27 protein-coding genes are annotated in these 23,661 nt (G+C 62.5%); 9 read left to right on the top strand and 18 right to left on the bottom strand.

Translation table 11 applies throughout. The features are described 5' to 3' along the window. Positions 1-13 precede the first annotated feature (13 nt). Both BM364_RS13575 and BM364_RS13570 read right to left on the bottom strand, forming a co-directional pair. The gene (locus tag BM364_RS13575) at positions 14-649 is read right to left on the bottom strand and encodes an MOSC domain-containing protein (RefSeq protein WP_175528611.1); all 636 of its coding nucleotides are present in this window, start codon (positions 647-649) and stop codon (positions 14-16) included. 1 nt (position 650) lies between these two features. Further along, positions 651-1,553, bottom strand: coding sequence for a polyprenyl synthetase family protein (locus BM364_RS13570; protein ID WP_092425515.1), 903 nt, complete (start codon positions 1,551-1,553; stop codon positions 651-653). Positions 1,554-1,656: 103 nt separating this feature from the next. Here BM364_RS13570 and BM364_RS13565 point away from each other — a divergent pair, with 103 nt between their 5' ends. Further along, the gene (locus tag BM364_RS13565) at positions 1,657-2,106 is read left to right on the top strand and encodes a hypothetical protein (protein WP_092425513.1); all 450 of its coding nucleotides are present in this window, start codon (positions 1,657-1,659) and stop codon (positions 2,104-2,106) included. A gap of 5 nt (positions 2,107-2,111) precedes the next feature. On the opposite strand, the gene BM364_RS13560 is transcribed toward BM364_RS13565, so the two are convergent. Continuing rightward, a complete protein-coding gene (locus tag BM364_RS13560; RefSeq protein WP_092425511.1) occupies positions 2,112-2,363 on the bottom strand; it encodes a hypothetical protein in 252 nt (83 codons plus the stop codon). Between the two features lie 140 nt (positions 2,364-2,503). Continuing rightward, complete coding sequence (gene gloB / locus BM364_RS13555; RefSeq protein ID WP_092425510.1) at positions 2,504-3,271, bottom strand: hydroxyacylglutathione hydrolase; 768 nt, start codon at positions 3,269-3,271, stop codon at positions 2,504-2,506. Between the two features lie 120 nt (positions 3,272-3,391). Here gloB and BM364_RS13550 point away from each other — a divergent pair, with 120 nt between their 5' ends. From BM364_RS13550 to BM364_RS13540, 3 genes are all read left to right on the top strand, one after another. Beyond that, a complete protein-coding gene (locus BM364_RS13550; RefSeq protein WP_092425508.1) occupies positions 3,392-4,123 on the top strand; it encodes a class I SAM-dependent methyltransferase in 732 nt (243 codons plus the stop codon). Positions 4,124-4,194: 71 nt separating this feature from the next. Then, on the top strand, positions 4,195-5,289 hold the full coding sequence (locus tag BM364_RS13545) for a pyridoxal phosphate-dependent aminotransferase (RefSeq protein ID WP_092425507.1): 1,095 nt from the start codon (positions 4,195-4,197) through the stop codon (positions 5,287-5,289). Further along, positions 5,286-6,257 (top strand): prephenate/arogenate dehydrogenase family protein, encoded by a 972-nt coding sequence (locus tag BM364_RS13540; RefSeq protein WP_092425505.1) that lies wholly within the window; start codon positions 5,286-5,288, stop codon positions 6,255-6,257. The genes BM364_RS13545 and BM364_RS13540 overlap by 4 nt, the downstream gene beginning before the upstream one ends. Positions 6,258-6,320: 63 nt before the next feature. Here the strand turns inward: BM364_RS13540 and BM364_RS13535 are convergent, their stop codons facing one another. The 4 genes from BM364_RS13535 to BM364_RS13520 all read right to left on the bottom strand — a co-directional run bounded on the left by BM364_RS13535 (position 6,321) and on the right by BM364_RS13520 (position 9,717). Then, a complete protein-coding gene (locus BM364_RS13535) occupies positions 6,321-7,031 on the bottom strand; it encodes a biosynthetic peptidoglycan transglycosylase (RefSeq protein WP_211198889.1) in 711 nt (236 codons plus the stop codon). Positions 7,032-7,156: 125 nt separating this feature from the next. Continuing rightward, the gene (locus tag BM364_RS13530) at positions 7,157-7,942 is read right to left on the bottom strand and encodes a MetQ/NlpA family ABC transporter substrate-binding protein (RefSeq protein ID WP_092425503.1); all 786 of its coding nucleotides are present in this window, start codon (positions 7,940-7,942) and stop codon (positions 7,157-7,159) included. Between the two features lie 31 nt (positions 7,943-7,973). Next, positions 7,974-8,624, bottom strand: coding sequence for a methionine ABC transporter permease (locus BM364_RS13525; RefSeq protein ID WP_210186450.1), 651 nt, complete (start codon positions 8,622-8,624; stop codon positions 7,974-7,976). Between the two features lie 16 nt (positions 8,625-8,640). Further along, positions 8,641-9,717: a methionine ABC transporter ATP-binding protein gene (locus BM364_RS13520; RefSeq protein WP_244542882.1), complete on the bottom strand. Its 1,077-nt coding sequence runs from the start codon at positions 9,715-9,717 to the stop codon at positions 8,641-8,643. A gap of 268 nt (positions 9,718-9,985) precedes the next feature. On the opposite strand from BM364_RS13520, the gene BM364_RS13515 reads away from it, so the two are divergent. Next, complete coding sequence (locus BM364_RS13515; protein WP_092425499.1) at positions 9,986-10,465, top strand: VOC family protein; 480 nt, start codon at positions 9,986-9,988, stop codon at positions 10,463-10,465. Positions 10,466-10,633: 168 nt separating this feature from the next. Here the strand turns inward: BM364_RS13515 and fumC are convergent, their stop codons facing one another. The 3 genes from fumC to BM364_RS13500 all read right to left on the bottom strand — a co-directional run bounded on the left by fumC (position 10,634) and on the right by BM364_RS13500 (position 13,708). Beyond that, on the bottom strand, positions 10,634-12,034 hold the full coding sequence (gene fumC / locus BM364_RS13510; protein ID WP_092425497.1) for a class II fumarate hydratase: 1,401 nt from the start codon (positions 12,032-12,034) through the stop codon (positions 10,634-10,636). Between the two features lie 135 nt (positions 12,035-12,169). Then, entirely contained in the window at positions 12,170-12,349 is a 180-nt protein-coding gene (gene rpmF / locus BM364_RS13505) for a 50S ribosomal protein L32 (protein ID WP_092425495.1), read from the bottom strand. A 387-nt stretch (positions 12,350-12,736) separates the two neighbouring features. Continuing rightward, the gene (locus BM364_RS13500) at positions 12,737-13,708 is read right to left on the bottom strand and encodes a DUF2125 domain-containing protein (RefSeq protein ID WP_092425493.1); all 972 of its coding nucleotides are present in this window, start codon (positions 13,706-13,708) and stop codon (positions 12,737-12,739) included. A 157-nt stretch (positions 13,709-13,865) separates the two neighbouring features. Here BM364_RS13500 and BM364_RS13495 point away from each other — a divergent pair, with 157 nt between their 5' ends. After that, a complete protein-coding gene (locus BM364_RS13495; RefSeq protein WP_092426333.1) occupies positions 13,866-14,420 on the top strand; it encodes a gamma-glutamylcyclotransferase in 555 nt (184 codons plus the stop codon). Here BM364_RS13495 and BM364_RS13490 read toward each other — a convergent pair. From BM364_RS13490 to BM364_RS13475, 4 genes are all read right to left on the bottom strand, one after another. Further along, the gene (locus tag BM364_RS13490) at positions 14,408-14,755 is read right to left on the bottom strand and encodes a hypothetical protein (protein ID WP_092425492.1); all 348 of its coding nucleotides are present in this window, start codon (positions 14,753-14,755) and stop codon (positions 14,408-14,410) included. The two genes, BM364_RS13495 and BM364_RS13490, sit on opposite strands and share 13 nt — an antisense overlap. Positions 14,756-14,842: 87 nt before the next feature. Beyond that, a complete protein-coding gene (locus BM364_RS13485; protein WP_175528610.1) occupies positions 14,843-15,664 on the bottom strand; it encodes a lysophospholipid acyltransferase family protein in 822 nt (273 codons plus the stop codon). Between the two features lie 105 nt (positions 15,665-15,769). Further along, positions 15,770-16,717: a cell division protein FtsX gene (locus BM364_RS13480; protein ID WP_244542881.1), complete on the bottom strand. Its 948-nt coding sequence runs from the start codon at positions 16,715-16,717 to the stop codon at positions 15,770-15,772. After that, entirely contained in the window at positions 16,710-17,372 is a 663-nt protein-coding gene (locus BM364_RS13475; protein WP_092425488.1) for a cell division ATP-binding protein FtsE, read from the bottom strand. Before BM364_RS13475 ends, BM364_RS13480 begins: the two co-directional genes overlap by 8 nt. Before the next feature lie 210 nt (positions 17,373-17,582). Here BM364_RS13475 and BM364_RS13470 point away from each other — a divergent pair, with 210 nt between their 5' ends. Next, positions 17,583-18,596, top strand: coding sequence for an MJ0042-type zinc finger domain-containing protein (locus tag BM364_RS13470; protein ID WP_092425486.1), 1,014 nt, complete (start codon positions 17,583-17,585; stop codon positions 18,594-18,596). A gap of 79 nt (positions 18,597-18,675) precedes the next feature. After that, entirely contained in the window at positions 18,676-19,086 is a 411-nt protein-coding gene (locus BM364_RS13465; protein ID WP_092425484.1) for a response regulator, read from the top strand. A gap of 11 nt (positions 19,087-19,097) precedes the next feature. On the opposite strand, the gene lysA is transcribed toward BM364_RS13465, so the two are convergent. The 3 genes from lysA to argH form a co-directional block, all read right to left on the bottom strand. Next, positions 19,098-20,357: a diaminopimelate decarboxylase gene (lysA, locus tag BM364_RS13460; protein WP_092425482.1), complete on the bottom strand. Its 1,260-nt coding sequence runs from the start codon at positions 20,355-20,357 to the stop codon at positions 19,098-19,100. 179 nt (positions 20,358-20,536) lie between these two features. After that, a complete protein-coding gene (locus tag BM364_RS13455; RefSeq protein WP_092425480.1) occupies positions 20,537-21,259 on the bottom strand; it encodes a gamma-glutamylcyclotransferase in 723 nt (240 codons plus the stop codon). A 56-nt stretch (positions 21,260-21,315) separates the two neighbouring features. Further along, entirely contained in the window at positions 21,316-22,764 is a 1,449-nt protein-coding gene (argH, locus tag BM364_RS13450; RefSeq protein ID WP_092425478.1) for an argininosuccinate lyase, read from the bottom strand. Between the two features lie 21 nt (positions 22,765-22,785). Between argH and BM364_RS13445 the strand changes: the two genes are divergently transcribed. Then, positions 22,786-23,448: a TlpA family protein disulfide reductase gene (locus tag BM364_RS13445; protein ID WP_092425477.1), complete on the top strand. Its 663-nt coding sequence runs from the start codon at positions 22,786-22,788 to the stop codon at positions 23,446-23,448. Positions 23,449-23,661: the final 213 nt, after the last annotated feature.

Below are 23,661 nucleotides of genomic sequence, written 5' to 3'. Positions count from 1 at the left end.
ACAGGTTTCGTATCTAAAACAAATCCGCCAGCCGCGTTTCATATTTGAACCGCGTCTTTTCGCGGATGGGCGTCGTCACCGCGCGGCGCATGAAATCGAGCGGGATATCCTTGGTGACGTCGAATGCCATCAGGTCCGAGACGGTGATGCGTTCGCCCTCATAGGGGATAAGCTCGACGGCAAGCCCGCTTTCCACCGTGCCCGGCTGCAGCACGCGGCAATAGGCGCCCGGACGGTTGGCACGATGGAAGCGCCTGGCCCAGAACTTGTCCCCCATCTTGGCGGCAAAGGTCATGCAGGGGGTGCGGTGATAGGTGACTTCGAGAAGGCACTCCCCGATCCTGAAGCGGTCCCCGATTGCCGTATCGGCGCTCGCCGGGCCTTCGATCACGAGGTTTTCGCCAAAAAGTCCCGGCTCCGGAGCGTAGCCGAGTTCGCCCGCCCACCAATCGTAGTCGGCCTGGAAGTAAACATAGATCGCCTGGTCGAACCCGCCATGGTGCTTGCGGTCGAGGATGGCGTCCTGTGCAATGCCCTCCCGCCCGATGGCGACAGGACCTGGGGCCGGGCGCTTGTTGATGCCGGTGAGCGGCGAAAAGCCCTCGATCCGTTCGGCCTTGCCGATGCAGACGGCACGCAGATTTCCCACGTTACTTCTCCCGGCTGGCGAAATAGCGAGCCGTGGCGCGCAGTCCGTCAGCCTTGGGACCAAAAGTGCGCAGGGCCTGAATGGCTTCGGTCACCGTATCGTTGAGGACCTTGCGCGCGCCCTCTAGGCCCAGCGTTGAAACCAGTGTCTGCTTGCCCGCCTCAGCATCCTTGCCGGTAGCCTTGCCCATAGTTTCGGGGGTGGCAGTGACATCGAGAATGTCGTCGGCCAGCTGAAACGCGCGGCCGGCGGCCTCGGCATAGGCGGTAAGGGCGGAAAGCGCACGCGGGTCGGCCCCGCCCAGGATCGCGCCCATGCGCACGCTCGCCCGGATCAGCGCGCCAGTCTTCATCGACTGCATGATCGATATCTCGCCGGGGGAAAAGCCGCCCTTTTCTCCCTCGATGTCGCGCATCTGTCCGCCCACCATGCCGCCCGCGCCGCTGCCGAGCGCCAGTTCCGAGACGAGCCGGATCCGCACCTCGGCTTCCGGATGGCAGAGCGGATCGCTCAAGAGCGCAAAGGCGTGGGTCAGCAGCGCATCTCCAGCAAGGATCGCGGTGGCCTCATCAAAAGCCTTGTGCACGGTGGGGCGGCCGCGGCGCAGATCGTCATCGTCCATGGCCGGCAGATCGTCATGGACCAGGGAATAGCAATGCACCATTTCAACGGCGAGCCCGGTGGACAAGGCTGCCGGCTTGGGCAGGGAAAAGATCGCAGCGGCCTGACGCACGAGAAGCGGCCGCAGGCGCTTGCCCCCTTCGAGCGCGCCATGGCGCATCGCTGCCACCACGCGATCGGCCGCCGGGCCGGGCCCGGAAAGCCGCGCGCCGGTCAGATAATCGGAAAGACCGGCCTCGATGGCACGGGCGCAATCGGCGCTATCGGCTGAAAAGTCATACATGGCTTGTTGCTAGCGCTTTGCCCGAAGCCGGGCAAGGGGCTGCTGGGCCCTTCCAGAGCACACCAAGCTCTGGCATGGTTCATCCGCTAACCGGAGGCCCGCCATGACGGAAACCGTCGTCCTGCCCAACCATCCCCTGCCGCGGCGCAACACGCCCTTTATCGTGCCGCTGCTGGTCGTGCCGTTCGTGCTCTACAATCTCGTGGTGTTTCTGTTTTTCGGCGGCAATCCGATCAATTGGGGCGCAGGGCTGTTTTCCGTTCCCATGCCCTCGGGCATGCCCTGGGCGATCACGGCCGGCGACCTGCTTTTGGTGCTCGGCATCGTCATGCTGTTTTTCGAGGTGCTGAAATCGACCAATATCGCGCGCAACTCCATTGTCGAGCACATGCTCTCCATGGTGGTGTTCGTGGCGTTTCTGATCGAATTCCTGCTGGTGGGCGCGGCTTCGAGCTCGGTCTTTTTCCTGCTCATGGTCATGAGCCTGATCGATGTGGTGGCCGGGTTCACGGTGTCGATCACCAGCGCCAGCCGCGATGTGTCGATGAGCTGACCGGCTCAGGCAAGGATCGTCTTGCGATAGCCTTCCGGCATGCGCTTGACGGCCATGCCGGCGCCGATGCGATAGGCGCCGACGGCCCGATCAAGGCTTGCGAGGCGCCGCTCGCGCTGCGGAGGGAGCCGATCGCGCCCGGCGATCAGCTGGCTGACGAATGCGGCGCTCGGGGCGCCCTGCGAAAGCGAGGACTGGCGGGCAGCCGGTGCCTGGGGCACCGGAAGAAGATTGCGCTGTGTTTCACTTTCGCTCATTCGGACCCTCGCCTGTGTCAAACGGGGTCAGTTGTCTCGTTCTGGAACAGGACAATCGACCCATGCTCCATAAGTAGCAAGACACGTGCCAGACGTTAACAGGATGTTAACGAATTGGTATCCGAAAAGGCGCGTCGGCGTCAAAAATCGTCCTTGCCCTTGCGGATGGCGGCGAACACCGCTGCAACGTCCGAAGGGTCAATGCCATAGTACCGCGCCAGTTCCGGAGCATCGGCCCGGAGGAAAGGATTGGCCTTCTTGTCCGCCCCAAGACGGAAGGGGATGGTGGGCTTTCCCTCGGCCCGCAGCGCCTCGACCTCGGCCGCCCGCGCTTGGAGTGCCGCATTGTCCGGATCGATGCTCAAGGCAAACTTGGCGTTGCTCTGGGTATATTCGTGGCCGCAATAAACCAGGGTATCATCGGGCAGGGCGCGCAGCCGCTTGACGCCTTCCCACATCGGGCCCGGCGTTCCCTCGAACATGCGGCCCACGCCGAGCGAAAAGAGCGCATCGGCCGAGAACAGGTGCTTGCCGGCAGCGTCATGGTAGACGATGTGGCCCAACGTATGGCCCGGTGCTTCTAGGATATCGAAGCGGGTTTCCCCAAGGCTGACCGTGTCGCCTTCGCCCACCAGCTCATCGAGACCCTCGATTTTGTCGGCCTCGCCCCGTGGCCCCACGACCCGCGCGCCGAAGGCGGCCTTGAGCTCGGGAATGGCCTCGACATGGTCGATATGATGGTGGGTGATGAAGATGTCGGTCAGCGTCCAGCCGCGACGGGTCAGCGCAGCGCGGATCGCTGCGGCTTCCGGTGCATCGAGCGCGGCGGTACGGCCGGTTGCCTCGTCATGGAGAAGATAGCCGTAATTGTCCGAACGGGCGGGAAAAACATCCACGATCAAGGCCATGAGAAGGCTCCGTGCTTGAGAATCTGTGTCGCTTGGTTGTGCCGGCAAGCTATTGCCCCACTGGAGCGATGACAACCGCAGCATTGGACAAGCGCTGCGGCCTGTGGCTAAGTCCCTCGCATGACAAGCGATGTCGGCCGCCTGATCAGCTATTACAAGTCGCCCCTTGGGCGCATCACCCGCACATTGGTGCGGGAGCAGATCATTGCCCTGACCCCCGATCTCTCGGGCAAAAGGGTCATGGGGCTCGGCTTTGCCAGCCCCTATCTGCGCTTCGCCCTCGAGCCTGCCGAGCGGGTCATCGCGCTGATGCCGGCACGCCAGGGCGCTTCGGCCTGGCCGCGCGAGGGCCCGTCGCGAACCGTACTTTGCGACCCCCTCGAAATGCCGCTGACCGATGCGGCGATCGATGTGACCATTGCTGTCCATGCGCTCGAACATGTCGCCGATGCCGAGGAACTGATGCGCGAGCTTTGGCGCGTCACGGCGCCCAATGGCCACCTGATCGTGGTTGTGCCGCGGCGGCGGGGCATCTGGGCGCAGCGCGACGCGACGCCTTTCGGCCAGGGCAATCCTTATTCGGGCGGGCAACTCGAAAAGCTGCTGCGCGACCATTCCTTTGTGCCCGAAGCCTGGCGCGACGGGTTGTTCATGCCGCCGGTTCAATCCTCGCTGGTGCTGCGTTCTGCGCGCTTTTTCGAGGGGCTGGGGCGGATTTTCGGCCCTCCGATGAGCGGGGTCATCTGCGTGCGCGCCCGCAAGGAAGCGTTTCCGGCAATTCCACGGCGCAAGCGCGCCGAGCGCTATGTCAGGCTGCCGGGCATGGCGCCGGCAACGGCGCGGTCGGGGTGAAGACCCTTTGCCTTTCCCGGCCGGTTTGAATATGGTCCGCGCGGCCTATCCTGCCTGCTGAAAAGTGCGTCATGACCACTCCGAACCGCCCCACGCCGCAGCCCGGCATTCTCGATATCGCGCCCTATCTGCCGGGCAAGTCCGGCGCCCCGGGCAGCAAGGCGGTCAAGCTTTCGGCCAATGAAAGCCCGCTCGGAGCGAGCCCCAAGGCCGTTGCCGCCTTTGCCGCGGCGGCCGAGCATCTCGAAATCTACCCCGAAGGCTCTTCCCGGCTTTTGCGCGAAGCCCTGGGCGAGATCCACGGGATCGATCCGGCGCATATCATCTGCGGCAATGGTTCTGATGACCTCCTGCACCTTCTGGCCCAGACATATCTGGGGGAAGGCGACGAGGCGGTGATGAACCGCTACGGCTTTTCCGTCTATCCCATCATCACCAAGGCAGCCGGCGCCCGCATCGTTCTGGCCGAAGAAACCGACTACACGGCCGATGTCGACCTGCTGCTGGCCGCGGTGACGGAGCGGACCAAGATCGTCTGGCTCGCCAATCCAAACAATCCGACCGGCACCTATCTCAGCGACGCCGAAATGCGCCGCCTTCATGCCGGGCTGCGTCCCGATATCCTGCTTGTCATCGACAATGCCTATGCCGAATATGTCACCGCCGCCGATTTTTCGGTGGGGCAGATGCTGGTAGACCAAGCGGACAATGTCGTAATGGTCCGCACCTTTTCCAAGATGGGGCTTGCCGCCGCCCGCATCGGCTGGATGGTGGCGCCCGACCATGTCACGGACGCCATTCACCGCATTCGCGGGCCCTTCAACGTCAATCTTCCGGCCCAGCTGGCCGGGGCCGCGGCGACGCGCGATGTCGCGTTCAACGAGGACTTGCGTGCTCATAATGCCCGCTGGCGCGAGTGGCTGACCGCGCAATTGCACGGCAATGCCATGCGCGTCGTGCCCAGCCAGGCCAATTTCATTCTCGTGCTCTTCGAGGATGCCGCGGCTGCGGCCAAAGCCTTCGAGACTTTGCTCAAAGGCGGCTATGTGGTGCGCGAGGTTGGCCCCTCCTATGGCATCACCAATGGTTTGCGCATCTCGATTGGCTCGGAAGAGGCGATGCGCGGGGTAGCCGGGATTCTGACCGAGATGGGAGCAGGCCGATGAGCGTTCATTTTCGCAAGCTTGCCTTGATCGGTATCGGCCTCATCGGGTCGTCCATTGCGCTTGCCGCGCGGCGGCAGGGATTGGTCGACGTCATTTCCGTCATGACGCGCCGGCAAGAAACGCTTGAAGAAGCACGCGCGCTGGGCCTTGGAGACATCTATACACGCGATGCGGCCGAAGCGGTGCGTGGGGCGGATCTGGTGATCCTTTGTGCCCCAGTGGGCGCCTATGACACGCTGGCCCAGGCCATTGCTCCGGCGCTCGAACCGGGCGCAATCGTGTCGGATGTGGGATCGGTCAAGGAGCATGTGGTCAAGGTCGTTGCCCCCCATCTGCCACCCACCGTTCATTTCATTCCCGGCCATCCGCTGGCAGGAACGGAGCATTCCGGCCCCTCGGCAGGCTTTCCCGAGCTTTTTGCCGGGCGCTGGTGCGTGCTGACGCCGGGGTCGGACGTGCCCGAGGCCCAGACCGCGCGCCTGGCCGCGTTCTGGCGCGCCATGGGCAGCAATGTCGAGTGCATGGATGCGGCGCATCACGACATGGTGCTGGCGATCACGAGCCATGTGCCGCATCTCGTCGCCTACAATATCGTGGGCACGGTCGCCGATCTCGAAGCGGCGACGCAGTCCGAGGTCATCAAGTTTTCAGCGTCCGGCTTCCGCGATTTCACCCGCATCGCTGCATCCGACCCCGTCATGTGGCGCGATGTGTTTCTGACAAATCGCGATGCGGTTCTTGAAATGCTGGGCCGGTTCCTCGAGGATCTATCCGTGCTGCAACGCGCCGTGCGCAATGGCGATGGCGACTCGCTCGAAGCCATGTTCACGCGCACCCGCGCCATTCGGCGTTCGATCATCAATGCCGGACAGGAAACGGCGGCCGCCGATTTCGGCCGCCCTCATGAAGCACCCCCCGCTCCGGAAACCAAGATTGTGCGGGACCATGGCGGCGGAGACGATGCTTAGGGGCTGGACCGGCTGAACACTTCCTTCCTTCCTGGGGGGCAGAAGCACGAAAAGGCTACTGGCTCAAAGCGCCAGCCGCCCACTGCTCCCCACGCAACTGGCCCGCTCGCCGTAAAGCCTGGCGCGTTGCTCGACGATGCCGGCAACGCGTTGAAGCCCTGCATTGGGCCGTGCGGGATTGCGCACCAGGGGATTGGGCAGGGTGACGGCAAGCAGGCTTGCCGTGCGCCAATCAAGATTCTGCGGCTCGCGCCCAAAGGCCCGCTCGCTGCCCGCGGCCACCCCGAACTCGCCATCAGGGCCCCATTCGGCGATGTTGAGGTAGATCTCCATGATCCGCTTTTTGGGCATGACGAGATCGATATAGAGCGCCAGCGGCACTTCGAGCGCCTTGCGCAGAGGATCGGGATCGTTCCACAAGAAGAGGTTGCGCGCCACCTGCATGGTCAGCGTCGAGGCGCCGCGCGCCCGTTGTCCCCTGAGATAATTATCGATTTCCGCCCGCAAGGCCGAGATGTCCACGCCCCAGTGGCGGCAGAACTGGCCATCTTCGGAAAGGATGGCCGAGGCCTTGAGGCGATCCGAAATGGCGTCGATATCGCGCCAGGTGCGCACCACCGGACGCCCCGTCAGGTAGCGCTCCAGCATGGGCACGGAAATGGGCTGGACGAAAAGATAGACCGGCGTCAACACGAGAGGAATGGCTGCGAGCAGAGCAAGAACCACGAGCGGTATGCGCAGATATCGCAGGGGGGTTTTTCTTCGGCGTGCCATGCCCTTTTCCTAAGGCAAGTGGGCAGCAAATCAAACCCTTGAGGCCAAAGCCGGGCCAGGAACAAGACAAAACCCCTCGCCAGTGGACGAGGGGTTCGAGGTGCGTTCTTCCGCAGCAGGCAAAATTACCAGCTGGCGAGGACGGCGCCGTTGAAGGTGGTTTCGACGAAGGTGCGGATCTCGTCGGAGTGGTAGACATCGACAAGGGCCTTGACCCAGGGCTGGTCCTTGTCTTCGCTGCGCACGGCGATGACGTTGACATAGGGGCCCTTGGCGTCTTCGCGCAGGATCGGGTCGTTGATCGGATCAAGACCGGCCTGTTCGGCGAAATTGGTGTTGATGCCGGCGGCATCGACGTCGGGCAGAACACGCGGCAGCTGGGCGGCGTCGACTTCGATGATCTCGAAATTCTTCGGGTTGTCGATGATATCGGCGACGGAAGCGGCGGTGCCGACGCCATCGGTCAGATCCAAGAGGCCATTGTCTTCAAGCAGCAGCAAAACGCGACCGCCATTGGTGGGGTCGTTGGGAATGCCGATCTTGGCGCCTTCGGGCAGGTCGGCAATGTTCTCGACCTTGTCCGAATAGATGCCGATCGGAAAATTAACCGTGGTTGCGACCGATTCGATGGCATAGCCGCGATCGCGCACCTGGTTGTCGAGATAGGGCTGGTGCTGGAAGGAATTGGCGTTGAGATCGCCCGAGGCAAGAGCCTCGTTGGGGATCACGTAGTCGGAAAATTCGAGGATTTCGAGCTCATAGCCCTGTTCGGCCAGGATCGGCTTGACCGCTTCGAGGATCTGGGCGTGGGGGCCGGGGGTGGCGCCGATGCGGATGGTCTCGGCAAGGGCGGGCGTTGCCAGGAGCGCAGTGGCGAGAAGAACGGCGGAGGAAAGAGCCTTGATGGTCATGAAAGCAATCCGTCTTGGTTGAGGGGAAGAGTTAATGGCGCGAACGTTTGTCGAAGCGCCGGGCCAGATAGTCGCCAAGGCTCTGAACGCCCTGGACGATGACGATGAGGACGAGAACGACGGCCAGCATCACATCAGGCATGAAGCGCTGATAGCCGAAGCGGATGCCGAGATCGCCCAAGCCCCCGCCGCCGACCGCGCCGACCATGGCCGAATAGCCGATGAGGCTGACAACGGTCAGCGTCAGGCCCAGGGTAATGGCTGGCAGCGCTTCGGGCAGCAGAACTTTCTGGACGATCTGGATGGGGCTGGCGCCCACCGAGCGCGCCGCTTCGATCAGCCCCTGGTCGACCCCGCGAATGGCGCCTTCGATGATGCGGGCGATAAAGGGGGCGGCAGCAATGGTCAGCGGCACGATGGCAGCAGCCGTGCCGATCGAGGTGCCGGCGATCAGGCGCGTCAGTGGGACGATAGCAACCACGAGAATGATGAACGGCGTCGAGCGGGCGGCATTGACCACAAGGCCGATGGCGGCATTAAGGGCAGGGGCAGCAAAAAGCTCGCCGCGCTGGCTCGTGGCTAGGAACACACCGAGCGGCAGGCCGATCAGCGTGCCGATGAGGCCGGAAACGGCGACCATATAAAAGGTCTGGCCCAGGGCATCCCAGAAGAGCTTGGCCATTTGCGGGGTCAGAATATCAAGCATAGCCGAGCACCTCGGTTTCAAGGCCAAGTGTTGCGGCTTCCCGCTGGAGGGCCACCAATTGGTCGCGACCGGCCGCCGCGCTGACCACCAGGGTTCCGAAGGGTTTTCCAGCGATGTGATCGACCTTGGCCTGGATGATACCGAGGTCCATGTCGAGTTTTCGCGTCAGGATGGAGAGCCAGGGCTGGTTTGCGCCTTCGCCCTTGAAGGTGAGCTGGATCAGTGCGCGCTTGTCTGGGGCGGGGATCGGGCCGATGCGGGCGAGAAGATGATCGGGCAGGGCCGTGCCAGTCAGTTCGGACACGAAGCGCCGTGTCGTTGCGTGCCGGGGATGAGTGAAGACATCATAGGTCTCGCCATCTTCGACGATGCGGCCGCCATCGATGACCGCGACGCGATCGGCGACAGCCTTGATCACCGACATTTCGTGGGTGATCAGGAGGACGGTGAGATTGAGCTCGGCGTTGACTTTCTTGAGGAGAGCCAGGATCTGTGCGGTGGTTTCCGGATCAAGGGCCGAGGTGGCCTCGTCCGAAAGCAGCACGCGCGGATTGGTGGCGAGCGCCCGGGCAATACCGACGCGCTGCTTTTGCCCGCCGGAGAGTTCGGCCGGATAGCGGTCGGCCTTGTCGGCAAGGCCCACAAGGTCGAGAAGCGGCAGGACGCGCTTTCTGATCTCGGCTTTGGATAGGCCCGCGATTTCGAGAGGCAGGGCGACATTGTTGAACGCGGTGCGGCGCGACAGCAGGTTGAAATGCTGGAAGATCATGCCGATGGAGCGGCGCTGATCGCGCAGATCGCGTTCGGACAGCGCTGCGATGTCGGTGCCATGGACGATCACCCGGCCGGTCGTGGGGCGTTCAAGGCCGTTGACGAGCCGGATGAGGGTGGACTTGCCCGCGCCGGACTTGCCGATGACGCCGAGGATATTTCCCTCGGGCACGGCGAGGTCGACGCTATGCAGGGCCGTGACCGCGCCATTGTCGCCGCGGGCCGCATAGGTCTTTTCGACGTTTTCGAGGCGAATGGCGGCCGCTTCAGTCACGGCGCTGTTCTTGTGGTCTGACACGATAAGTCCTTTACTCGACAGACTTTGTCGTCTTTTGAAGGGAAAGTGTCGAGCGAACGGAATCCAAAAATTTCGTTCGCTCCGCTTTTAATGCCTCAATTGGCGGGCAATTGCGCAAGCTGTTTTCTTGAGGCGCGAACGCCCAGGATATTCCCCTCCATAGCGTCTTTGCGTGTCGAAATCCAAGAGCGATGAACGTCGCGTTGCTAGTGGCCCGGATTTGCGGTGAACTATCGCGGGGGCCGAAACCGGAACCGAGGAGACCGATATGTCCATCCCCAAGAACACAGTCTGCATCTGGTATGACAGCGAGGCCGAAGAGGCGGCCAATTTTTACGCCAGGACATTTCCCGATACGAGGGTCGGGGCTGTCAACCGGGCGCCGGCCGACAATCCGTCGAACAAGCAAGGTCAGGTGCTGACGGTGGAATTTACGGTCTTTGGCATTCCCTGCATCGGGCTCAATGGCGGAACGGCGTTCAAGCATTCGGAGGCCTTTTCCTTTCAGATCGCCACCGACACCCAGGAAGAAACCGACCGCTACTGGGACGCCATCGTCGGCAATGGCGGCGAAGAGAGCCAATGCGGCTGGTGCAAGGATAAGTGGGGCGTCTCCTGGCAGATTACGCCAAGGACGCTGACCGAAGCGATGACGGCTGGCGGGGAAGAGGCCAAGCGCGCGTTCGAGGCGATGATGACCATGAAGAAGATCGACGTCGCCGCGATCGATGCGGCGCGACGGGGGTAGGTGTGGTCGCCCAGCCTTCTCCCCTGAGGGGAGAAGGTGACGCGAAGCGGGGTATGAGGGGTTCGGCATCGTGGCCTTTGCCGTGACACCGAACCCCTCACCCTGACCCTCTCCCCTCAGGGGCGAGGGGACGAAATAGCCGTTTGGCCGGGATGTAGCCGGACAGCCTTACTTCTTGATCGTCAGCGGGCCGACCATCTGTTCGGGCTTTACCTCGGCGTCGAATTCTTCGCCGGTGAGCAGGCCCAGTTCGATGGCGGTTTCGCGCAGGGTTGAGCCGTTCTTGTGGGCGGTCTTGGCGATCTTTGCGGCGTTGTCGTAGCCAATTTTGCGATTGAGCGCGGTGACGAGCATCAGGGACTGATCGACCAGCTGCTTGATGCGCTTGCGGTCGGGCTGAATGCCGATGGCGCAGTTGTCGTTGAAGCTCTTGGCGGCGTCGGCAAGCAGGCGCACGGACTGCAGGAAATTGTAGGCGATGACGGGCTTGAAGACGTTGAGCTCGAAATTGCCCTGCGAGGCGGCAAAACCGATGGCTGCGTCATTGCCCATGACATGGGCGACGACCATGGTCATGGCTTCTGACTGGGTCGGGTTGACCTTTCCCGGCATGATCGAAGAGCCGGGTTCGTTTTCAGGGATCGTCAATTCGCCAAGGCCTGAGCGCGGGCCGGAGGCGAGCCAGCGCACGTCGTTGGCGATCTTCATGAAAGCTACGGCGAGCTGCTTGAGGGCGCCCGAGGTGCCGACGAATGCGTCATGGCCGGCCATGACGGCGTATTTGTTGGGGGCAGTGATGAAGTCGTGGCCGGAAAGGGTCGAGATTTCGGCAGCAACGGCGACGGCATAATCGGGATGAGCGTTAAGGCCAGTGCCAACGGCGGTGCCGCCAAGGGCAAGCTCACGCAACTGCGGAAGGGTCGCTTCGATCGAGGCGATCGCAAGGTCGATCTGGGCGACCCAGCCGCTCATTTCCTGGCCCAGTGTCAGGGGCGTCGCGTCCTGAAGGTGGGTGCGGCCGATCTTGACCACATCCATGAATTCTTCGGACTTGGCATGGAGCGTGTCGCGCAGGATTTTGACGCGAGGGAAGAGATAGTTCACGACCGCTTCGACCGCGGCGATGTGCATGGCCGTGGGGTAGGTGTCGTTGGACGACTGGCTCATATTGACATGGTCATTGGGGTGCACGGGCTTTTTGGAACCCATGGTGCCGCCGGCCATCTCGATGGCGCGGTTGGAGATGACCTCGTTGACATTCATGTTGGACTGGGTGCCCGAGCCGGTCTGCCAGACGACAAGCGGAAAATGATTGTCGAGCTTGCCTTCGATGACTTCGTCGGCTGCTGCGACGATGAGATCGCGCAGCGCGGGGTCGAGCAGGCCAAGCTTTGCGTTGGTGATCGCAGCCGCCTTTTTCAGAATGGCGAAGGCGGTGACGATCTCCTTGGGCATCTTTTCGGTGCCGATGTCGAAATTGGCGAGGCTGCGAGCGGTCTGTGCGCCGTAATACTTGTCGTTCGGCACATTGATGGTGCCCATCGTGTCCGATTCAACACGTGTGGTCATGGCAGGCTCTCCAGATTGATGCCGCTCTTGCCGGCGGGAATTGGTTTGGGAAAAAGAAAACGGCCGATCCTTTTGCCAAGGATCGGCCGTTTCCGTATCAGATCAAGCGCACCCGCGCCGCCAGCCTTTTCAGGCTCAGTTCTTGGCGGCGAGAATCTGCCGGCCGCGATACATGCCGGACTTGAGGTCGACGTGATGCGGACGACGCAGCTCGCCCGAATCCTTGTCTTCGACATAGGTTGGGTTGGCAATCGCGTCGGCCGAGCGGCGGAAGCCGCGCTTCATCGGCGAGGTCTTTCGTTTTGGCACTGCCATGGTCGGTACTCCGAAATCAAAATCGTTGCGCCGCCAGAGCGGCCCAGAGACTCGTCTCTGTTGGGATTGGAGGGGTCTATAGAATAGTTGCCGGGGTTTGGCAACATGGACGCGTTGGGATTCTGAGCGGCAGGGAAGGCCGGGGCACTTATTCGCCAAGTACCCCTCACCCTGGCCCTCTCCCCAGAGGGGCGAGGGGACGCAGGAGTTTTGAGATTTGTGCTGGCCCTTGCACCGCCATTGCGCCCATCGTCCCCTCGCCCCTGAGGGGAGAGGGTTAGGGTGAGGGGTTCAGCATCCCAGCATGAGCTGTAACTCTGAACCCCTCACCCGCCGCTTGGCGGCGACCTCTCCCCTCAGGGGAGAGGTGGGTAGGGCCTGTGCTAGTCAGAACAGCGGCGGGATCGAGGTGATCGGGATAAGGCCCGAGGACAGGGTGCCGTTGTTGAAATTGAGCTGGTTGGCGTGGCGACCGTCTTCGCCAGGGACGCCCAGAACAAGGGTGCGGAAGGGTTCCTCGATCATGGGGCCGATGCGCTCGGCAACGCCCTGGGAATCGATGGTGATCGTGCCGTTGGGGCGGCCGGCCGCGTCGAGGGCGAGTTCGCCCGAGGCAGTGAGATCGGCTTCATCGTTGCGCGCCTGAATCGACACGAGCTTGAGCGTGCCGCCCGATTGTTGCCAGGTGGGGAGGAAGGGCGTCGCGCCGAGGCGCGTGAGATCGTCCGGCAGGCCCGTCATCTCCGCCTCGACTTCGAGGGCGGTGCCTGCGATGGCAAGACCCGGAACGGCGAGCGCGTCGGCGCGCAGGTAAAGCGCGAGAGCGGCAAGCTGCCGATCCCCGTCGTACAGCTCGGGCATGTCGAGCAGGTGCAGCTCGGCATGGGGACTGCTCGCGAGGGTGGTGTCACCGAAGAGCATGTCGGTCCAGGCGAGATCGTCGGCAACGACGGAAAGACGTGCGATGCGCATTCCGGTCAGGCGCAGGCTCGCTTCGAGGCCCGACCAGGCAAGGGCGGTGCGTTGCCCGGTGAAGGCGTCGGAGATTTCGGCGGGCCCAGTGGCACCGGCAAGCAGATGCGTGGGGTTGTAGACCATGGCGCTGACCCGCAGGGCCGGCACACGCGCCATAACGTCGCCGGAAACTACCACGGCATCGGCGCAGGCGATGTCGAAAGCGAACGGGTAGCCGGAGATATCGATGGTGCCACAGGTCAATTGCGGACTGGTTTCGCCATCGGCAAGCGCCAGCCGCTCTACCTCCGTGCGCACAAGGCTTGCTGCATAGAGCCAGGCTGCGCTGGCCCCAAGGACCACGACCAATATGACGGCGCCGAGAATGATGATTCGCTTCTTCATGAGTGGGTTTTATCTCCCGGCGGGCCAAAAGCAAAAGCGGGTCGTCATGCTCTCGCCTTTGTTCATACTAGACCTGACAAGGATCGTATTGTGACGGAGACCGAACTTTGATTGATTTTCCGGTGCAGGCGGGCAAGAGGAAAGGCGGGTGGCAAGGATGGCAGAGGACGAGGGTGGTGGGCAAACGCACTGGGTGTTCGGCTATGGATCGCTGATCTGGAACCCCGGCTTTCCCTTTGTCGCGACACATCTGGGGCGGCTCAAGGGCGCACATCGCTCGCTCTCGATCATCTCTCATCACCACAGGGGCACGGTCGAGCGGCCGGGGCTGGTCTTCGGTTTGCGGCGGGGTGGCTCGGTCAGGGGCATGGTGTTCGAGGTCGCAGGCGCGGATTGGCCGAGCGTCCGGGCATATCTTGAAGCGCGCGAGCAGGTGACCAAGGTCTATCGGGACGTGATGCGGCCGGTGGCGCTCGAAGACGGGCGACGCGTATCAGCGCTGACCTTCGTGATCGATGAGAGGCACGAGCAATTTGCGGGCAGGCTGAGCCTTGAGGAGCAATTGGCCATGGTGCGGGCCGGGATCGGCATTTCGGGGCGCAATATCGACTATGTGATCAACACCGCGCGTCATCTCGAAAGCCTCGGTATCGAGGATCGGGTGCTGATGGATCTGGCGCGGCGGCTCGAAAGCGAAGATCAGGCGGCCTGATCGAGCCGGGCCGGCAAGGCGCCTTCAAGATCGGCAACGAGAGACAGGCGTGCATCGTCTATCTCTGGGCGCGAGAGGCGGAACACGCCATCGGCGCGTGCCAGGGCATCGCGGAAGCGCACGCGGCTTGCCGGATCGCTGACGAGATCGGCACTGCAGCCGACCCAAAGAACGCTATTGCCCCGTGCGATCAGGTAAAGATCGCCGTCCATCAGCACGAAGTCGCTGATTGTCTGGCTTTCGAGCGAGTAGATTTTCCCAGATACGCCCTGCCAGTGGCCGAGGCGAGATTGGCCGGTAGAGGGAACAAGGCCCGCATCGATCCAAGACAGCATTTTATCCCTCCCTGCCGGAATAGAACAAAATTAGAACAAAATGCGCGAATCAGTCAAGCTGCCCGGCAGGGCGAAATAAGCGAGGGTTTATGGCTGAACTGAGTCGGGTCTGGCGCGCTGCCGCGCCGCCTCGATACGCTCGATCAGCGTGGGGTCGAGCGGGCGGGCAATGCCGTTGTCGATCGCGGCAAGCGAAAGCGCGTCGGAATGGGTTTCGATGCTCGTGCGCAAGCGTTCGGTGAAAACGTCGAGCGGCAGGCCGGCTGGAATGGGCGGCAGGATTTCGGCCTCGGCGCGGCCGGGCCAGATGATGGGCGAATTGCGCCCCCAGAAGAGCCCGGAATTGAGCGCCACGGGCACGACGGGCACATTGAGTTCGGAGTACATGCGCACGATGCCCTGGCGGTAATCGGCAGGCGCAAGGGGTGCTTTTCGGGTGCCTTCGGGGAAAATGACGATGCGGCAGCCCCGGTCAATGGCGGCGCGCGCCTGACGCATCATTTCGGGAATGGCCTGCGCTCCTCTCTTGCGGTCGATGGCGATGCAATCGAGCGAGCGGGCTGCCCAACCGAAAAAAGGAATGCTCATCAGCTCCTTCTTGACGATATAGGCGGGGCGGCCGGTATGGGGGAAAATTGCAAACACATCCCAGTCGGACTGGTGCTTGCTGGCGATGATACAGCCGCCTTTGGGGATGTTTTCAGCGCCGCGGACCTCGGTTCTGAGCCCGGCGATGTAGCGCAGGAACTGGAGGTTGGACCAGCACCAGTATTTGGCGAGGCCCCAGGTGAAGCGGGTGCGGCCGGCGACAAGGGCTATGAGGCCAATGGTGATGGCGATAATGGCGGTCTGGCCGATGAACACGAGGTAGAACAGCGCCGTGCGGATCGCCTGCAATAAGGTTCTCATGGGCGACAGTCCTCCGGCCACAGTTTTCTCATCCATAGCGGGCCGAACGCGCACTGACGAGAGGCGGTTTGGCGGGAGGGCTGTTTCAGGCGCGCAACGCGCCCGTCACGAGGCTTCGCTGAGATAGCGGCGGACGGTCATGCGGGAAGTGATGGCCGTCAGGGCGGCGATCACCGGCACGACAAGTGCGATAAAGATCAGTCCGTCGAACCCCAGAACGAATTGTCCGAACAGCACACCGACCTGTGCGGTCGCTTCGGTCGGCAGGACCGATCCGGCAGCCATGCCGATCAGAAGAAAGAAGAGCACCGCCAGAAGACCACCCAAGAAACCGCCCTGCAGACCGATCGACAAAAACCGCCCCTGAAATTCGCCAGCGATGAACCGATTGGAGGCGCCAATGAAATGAAGGACATCCACGATTTCACGATTGGACGCCATGGCACCACGCGTTGCGAAGATGATGGCGAGAACCGTGGCGACACCGATAAGGCCAAGAACCAGGAGGCCAGAGACGACGACAGTACCAGCCATGGTGTTGAGCTGCTGGCGCCAGGCGGCATGGGTATCAAGACTTGCGCCATTGATCGCCTGCAGGTTGCGCTGCAATTGCTCGATATCGGCGTCGACCGGATCGGCCAGTTGAACGACGATCAGGCGTGGAATGGCGATGGCGGACAGGTCAAGACCGGCGCCAAGCCAGGGCTCCAGCAAAGCCTGGCTTTCGGCCATGCTGAGGGCGCGAGCTCCGGCGACGCCGGGCGTCGTTTCCGCCAAGGTGACGGCGGTGCGCAAATTGCTTTCCATGATCTCGCCCTCGACCGGGCGGATCTGGATGGTCATCTCGCGTCCGACATCGGCCGACCAGGCGATGGCCGACTTTTGCACGAGAACTACCCCGCCCAGGGTCACGGCCGACAGAAACGCCATGATGGTGATCAGCAAAAGCAGGGTTCGTCCGGCCACCGAATGCTCCGGCACGATGGGTGCGGCGCCGGCGCGGCGGGGCAGGGGAACCCAGTTGGGCAGGCGAGACAACAGGCTCCTAGTCATGGATGGTCAGTGTCCCCTTGTTGAGCACCATGCGCGGATAGGAGAAGCGATCGAGCAAGGGCAGTTCGTGGGTCGCCAGAATGATCGTCATGCCCAAGGTGCGGTTGAGCTCGGCAAAGAGGTGAACGAGGCGGCTCGACAGATCTGGATCGACATTGCCGGTCGGCTCGTCGGCCAACAGGATCTTGGGGCGCGCGATAACGGCTCGGGCAATGGCGGCACGCTGCTTTTCACCGCCGGAGAGAACAGTGGGCAGCGCATGCATGCGCTCGCCAAGGCCGACCCATTCGAGCAGTTCAGTGACATTGGGCCGGTATTCGCTTTCCGGCTGGCCAAGGACGCGCAGCGGCAAAGCGACATTCTCGAAGGTCGTCAGGTGATCAAGGAGGCGAAATTCCTGAAAGACGATGCCGATATGGCGGCGCATCTGAAGGAGGCTGTCGCGGTCGAGCTTGCCCACGTCCTCGTTGAACATGGTGACCTTGCCGCGGCTGGGCTTGAGCGAAAGCAGAAGCAAGCGCAGCAGGCTGGTTTTGCCCGAGCCCGAGGGGCCGGTCAAAAAGTGGAACGAGCCGGGCTCGACAGAGAAGTTGAGGTCGCGGAGGATTTCCGGACCATTGCCATAGCGCAGGCCGACATCGGCGAATTCGATCAAGAACGGGTGCTCCCAGCTCGTCCAGTGGTCTTGCCCAGGCAAGGCGAATCAAAGACCGGGCCATCATAGCAGTGGTCGCCGGTCTCGGCGGCATCGCACCCGCTTTGGACGGGGGAAAGCGGCACAATTGTGGTCTGGCATGGATTTGAGGAGTTTTAACCCGGTGCCGGTTAGGGTCGAGCCAACGCCTTGCTCGTATCAGCCGGTTCCATGATCATCACCTGCCCCAACTGCCAGACACAATATCAGGTGACCTATGAAGCCATCGGCTCGGCGGGTCGCAAGGTGCAGTGCGCAAATTGCCAGAAATCCTGGAAGCAGGCGGCGATGCCCGATGTCACCCCGCGCAAGCCGGAGCTGCGGATCGTCGATCCGGTCGATGCCGAATCGGACCGGCTGTTCGATGCCATCGAAGAAGAGGCGCTCGACCGGGCCCTTGCCGAGGAAGAGCAGGCGAGCAGCCCAGAGGGAGCGGGTTCGAGCGATCCGGTCCTGCCCGCCAAAGGGAGTAAGCGCCAATCGGCGGCCGAACTGCAGGAGCGACAAAAGGCATTTTCGCGGCGGCAGCGGGCCATGGTGTCGCGCCTGCCCATGGCGCGCCTGCGTCTGGGGGCACGGATCGTCAGCGGAACGCTGCTGGCGCTGATCGTGCTCGGCGGCTATTTCGGCCGGGTCCAGATCGTCGAGCGCGTTCCCGACATGGCCGGGGTTTATGCCTCGATCGGACTTGGGGTGAATGTCCAGGGGCTCGAGATCGAGAACCTGCAATCGAGCCGATCCATAGCCGATGGACGGCCGGTGCTGGTCGTCTCGGCGCAGATCGTGGGCGTGATGCCGCGGCCGGTCTCGGTGCCGCCGGTTTTGGTGAGCCTGCTCGATGATACGGGGCACGCAGTTTATGAATGGAGCGTCACGCCGCGCGTGCGCGATCTGATGGCGGGGGAACGCGCAACCTTTGACACGCGTCTGCCCTTGCCCCCGTCGGACGCTTCGCGGGTTCGCCTCAGCTTCGGCGGAGCACGTTCAGGCGCCAATGGCAGCGAGGATGCCGATGCAGTCGCGCGTGCAGCCGACCAAGGCACAGAGACACAGCAACCGGTTATGGCCGAAGGGCATGAGGCTGAGCATCATGCGGCCGCACCCCATGGGGCCAGCAGTCACGACGCCCAGGAGCATGCGGTGGAAACGCCTGTTGAAGCGCACGCGCCTGCGGTTCACCACTGAGTTCTAAGTTCCTATATTGACGCTGTGGCGGCCCGTTAGGGGCGTCATCGAGCCGGCCCGCAGCCCCCGGAGACATTCCATGGCCCGCATTCTCGTCGCCGAAGACGATCCTTCTGTCCGCGCTTTCGTGGTGAGTGCGCTTACCATGAAGGGCCACGAGGTCGTGGCCGAAGAAGATGGTGGATTGGCCGCCGAAACCATGGAAGCTGAAGGCGGGCGCTTCGACCTGCTTTTGTCCGATATCAAGATGCCGGTGATGGACGGGATCGCCCTGGCGCTGCAGGTGGGCGCGGCCTTTCCCGATGTGACCATCGTGCTGATGACGGGCTTCGCCGACCAGCGCGAACGCGCGCATGGGCTCGAGGCACTGGTTTACGATGTGATCGTCAAGCCATTTACGCTGGCCGATCTGCTCGCCAAAGTGGATGACGCACTCGAAGGGCGGCCGGTGGAAGTCCTGTCGCTGGCGCGTCAGGCGCGCGAAGACTAGGTGGATTGAGTTCAAATCCAGCTCGGCACAGAATCGAGTGCCAGCAGTTCCTCGATGCTCTTTCTCGGGCGGATGACATGCCAGCGGGACCCATCGACGAGCACTTCGGGGACGAGGGGGCGTGAATTGTAGGTGGAGGCCATCACCGCCCCATAAGCCCCCGCGCTCATGATCGAGAGCAGATCGCCTTCCTTGACGCCGGGAATGGTGCGGCCCTTGGCAAGGTAATCGCCGGTTTCGCAGACGGGGCCAACGATGTCGCCGGTGATGGGCGGCAAATTGGACTGGTTGACGAGTTCAACGTCGTGATGGGCTTCGTAAAGGGTGGGGCGGATCAGATCGTTCATCGCAGCATCGACGATGATGAAGTTGGACGAGCCTTCCTTGACATATTCAACCTTGGTGACGAGCATCCCGGCATTGCCGACGAGCAGCCGCCCCGGTTCGATGACGAGGCTGCAACCCAATTGGCCGACCTTGTCGCGGACAATAGCGGCATAGGCGGACGGGTGCGGCGGGGCATCCTCGTTCTGATTATAGGGAATGCCAAGGCCGCCACCCACATCGACATGGTGGATGGTGTGGCCATCGGCGCGCAGGGCCTCGACGAGTTCGGCCATGAGGCCAAAGGCATTGCCGAAGGGCTCGAGATCGGTGATCTGGGAGCCGATATGCATGTCGACCCCGACCGCCTCAATATTGGGAAGCGCCGCGATCCGTGCATAAACCTCTCGGGCGCGCCCAAAGGGAATGCCGAACTTGTTCTCGCTCTTGCCGGTCGAGATTTTGGCATGTGTGCGCGCATCGACGTCCGGGTTGACGCGAACCGACACGCGGGCGGTCAGGCCCATGTCGGACGCGATCATGGAGAGCCGTTCAAGCTCGGGCTCGCTTTCGACGTTGAAACACTTGATGCCGGCCGTCAGGCCCTGGCGCATTTCGGCGACGGTCTTGGCGACGCCCGAGAAGACGATTTTTTCGGCAGGAATGCCGGCGGCAAGGGCGCGCTGCAGTTCGCCGCCCGAGACGACGTCGGCGCCACAGCCTTCGCGCGCCATCAGCGTAAGAACTGCCTGGTTGGAATTGGCCTTCATGGCATAGGCCATCAGCGTCGGGATGCCCTCAAAGGCCTCGCGCACGACACGGACATGGCGGCGCAGCGTTGCCGCCGAATAGACGTAAAAGGGCGTGCCGACCTTTTCGGCAAGCTCGTTGACATTGACGTCCTCGGCGAAAAGCGTGCCGTCGCGGTGGTTGAAGTGGTGGACCAAGGCGTCATCCTCGATTGTTCCAACCGCACGATGTCACCCCGGCGCAGGCCGGGGTCTATCTTGAGATCGGGGTAATTTGCGGCATCTCAGGATGGGTCCCGGCCTGCGCCGGGATGACAGCCTGAGTGCTGGGTGGGCTTTCGGGAAAACCCCTAAGCCAAAGCCCAAAAAAACAAAAGTCAGACTTCTCGATCCGCCTCATAAACCGCTTCGATGCGGGTGGCGACGAGATGCTGCAGGCGCCAGAGGTGGGGATCGTGAAGGCCCATCTGCTCGAGATGCTCCACCGTTGAAAACAGATATTCGGCCATCGAGCCGCGGCTACCCACCGCGCTTGCCAGGACATCGGCGATCTCGGCTTCCGAAAGGCCCGAGACATAGCGCCCCGAATGGCGGTCGATGCAGAAGGTGAGGGCGCGGATCTTGCGCTCGCCCGAGCGCACCGTGACCATGCGCGGGGGGAAGGCGGTGGGCTTCCAGCCCATTTCGCGTTCGAAGAGTTTGACGAGGTTCTCGTCGCGTGCGTCGGAAGGCAGGCGATAAAGCGCCCCCTTGCACGAGCCGCCGCGATCAAGCGCGAGCATGAGCCCGGGATTCTCGTCCGAACCGCGAAAGCGGTTGTTCCAACCGAGGCAAAAGGCGCGGTGCCAGCCATGGAGGAGGCCGGTGCGCACTTCGACGAAATCGCAGGCCGGGTTCCAGATCAGCGAGCCATAGGCAAAGATCCAGACTTCCTCGTGCTCGTCCGGGCCAAAGAATTCTGCGATGGTTTCCCGATGATCGGCCTCGGTCGCTTCCGTCATGCCCTCGGGTGGCGGGGGCAGGGCCTCGACCACTATGTCGGGCTGGAGATAGGCGACATGGCGCGGGGTGAGGCGCATCTGTCGCTTTGTTTTGGGCATTCAGGGCTCCTTCTCCCATTTCGGGGAGAAGGAAAGATCTGGGCTAGTTCGGCGCTTTATTCAACACCGCCATCGCCATGGCCGCCATGCTTCTTTTTCGAGAGCGCGCGGGGCTCGTGTTCCTCCCCGGTCAGGGTCGACTTCCAGCGAGCGGCCTGGGCCAAGACATTGATGGGGGCGGTGCCGCCATAGGATTTTCGCGCCGCGACCGAGGCTTCGACGGTCAGCACCTTATGGATACGGCTGTCGATGCGGCTGTCGATGGTCTTGAAATCCTCGATGGTGAGGCCTTCGAGACCGCAATTCTTGCTTTCGGCAAGCGCGACGACCTCGCCGGTGATGTGATGGGCATCGCGGAAGGGGATGTTCAATTCACGCACCAGCCAGTCGGCGATGTCGGTCGCCGTGGAAAAGCCGGCCGAGGCCGAGGCGTGCATCTTTTCTCGGTTCGGAACCATGTCCGAAACCATGCCGGTCATGGCCGCCAGCGACAGCGAAAGCGCATCGAGCGCATCGAAGGCGACTTCCTTGTCTTCCTGCATGTCCTTGGAATAGGCGAGCGGCAGGCCCTTCATGACGACGAGGAGCGAATTCAGCGCGCCGAGGATCCGGCCGATCTTGGCGCGCACCAGTTCGGCAGCGTCCGGATTGCGCTTTTGCGGCATGATCGAGGAGCCGGTGGTGAACTTGTCCGAAAGGCGGATGAAGCCGAACTGGGCCGAGGACCAGATCACCATTTCCTCGGCAAAACGCGACAGATGCATGGCGCAAATGGCGGATGCAGCAAGGGTTTCGAGGATGAAGTCACGATCGGAAACCGCATCGAGCGAATTGGCCGTCGGCCGGTCAAAGCCGAGCGCGGTGGCGGTCATGTCGCGATCGATGGGGTAGGGTGTGCCGGCAAGGGCGGCCGAGCCCAGGGGGTTTTCATTGAGGCGCCGGCGCGCGTCCAGAAGGCGGCCCGCATCCCGGCCCAGCATTTCGACATAGGCGAGCAGATGATGGCCGAAGGTCACCGGCTGGGCGTTCTGAAGGTGTGTAAAACCGGGCAGGATGGTTTCGGCCTCTTCCTCGGCTTTGATGACGAGAGCGAGCTGCAGCGTGTGGATCTGGGCGACCAGATGATCGAGACTGTCGCGAACATAGAGCTTAAAATCGGTTGCGACCTGATCGTTGCGGCTGCGGGCGGTATGGAGGCGCCCGGCGGCATCGCCGATCTTTTCGCGCAGACGCGATTCGACGTTCATATGGATGTCTTCAAGCGAGCGCGAGAATTTGAACGTGCCGTTCTCGATTTCCGCCTCGACCTCGTCTAGACCCCTCAAAATGGCGTCGCGGTCGGCCTCGGTCAAAATGCCGCTTGCTGCAAGCATTGTCGCATGGGCCTTTGATCCGGCAATATCCTGGCGGAAGAGGCGCTGGTCGAAACCGATCGAAGCGTTGATTTCTTCCATGATGGCGTCGGGGCCGGATGCAAACCGTCCACCCCACATCTTGTTGCTCATCTTTTGCCTTTCGGAGAGACCATGTCGGACACCAGCGCACCCAATCCAAAAGGCCGGCGGAACTGGGTGCCGGTGGTGGCGCTGGGAGGTGCCGGTTTGGCGGTAGCTATAGCTTCGTGGGCCTATCTCGGCAATGCCGCCTCGGCCAACTCCTGTCCCGTGCAGTCGGCGGCAGCGCAGATCATCGATAAGGCAGCGGTGGGCGAGCTCGCTGCCGTCAACGGCACAGGCGAGGGTCGCGGCTATGCCGACATGGCCTTCAAGAGCGCCGATGGGACGGACATGACGCTGGCCGATTTTTCCGGCAAGGCGCTGCTCGTCAATTTCTGGGCGAGCTGGTGCGTGCCGTGCCGGGAGGAAATGCCCGCGCTCGATGCGATCGCGACCCAGTATAATTCGGACAGGTTCGAAGTGGTGCCGATCAATCTCGATATCGGGGAAGGTGGGCTCGCCAAGGCGCAGGAGTTCCTTGACGAGGGACAGTTCGAAAACCTGCCGCTTTTTGCCGACAACAGTTTTGCTGCCTTCGAACGCCTCAAGCGCGAGGCGGTGGCCGTCGGCCTGCCGGCAACCTTATTGCTCGATCCCGAAGCATGCGAGCTAGCGGTATTGCAGGGTCCGGCAGAGTGGCACAGCCCGGACGGCCAGGCCGTGGTCGAGGCACTGATCGGATTGCGAGGGTAAGTTCTGTCTTCCTTCTCCCCTGAGGGGAGAAGGTGGCCTTTAGGGCTGGATGAGGGGTTTAGATTGGTGGCCAGGCTGATGGGCCTTTACCCCTCACCCTAACCCTCTCCCCGAAGGGGCGAGGGGATAAGATCCAGTGTGAGGCAGGTTCTGCTCACAGTCACCAGCCTGGTCCCCTCGCCCCTTTGGGGAGAGGGTTAGGGTGAGGGGTCT

It is taken from the genome of Devosia crocina, from assembly GCF_900116545.1.
Taxonomy (GTDB): domain Bacteria; phylum Pseudomonadota; class Alphaproteobacteria; order Rhizobiales; family Devosiaceae; genus Devosia; species Devosia crocina.
Note: the sequence above shows the minus strand (reverse complement) of the source record. Positions and strands in the feature narration are given on the sequence as shown.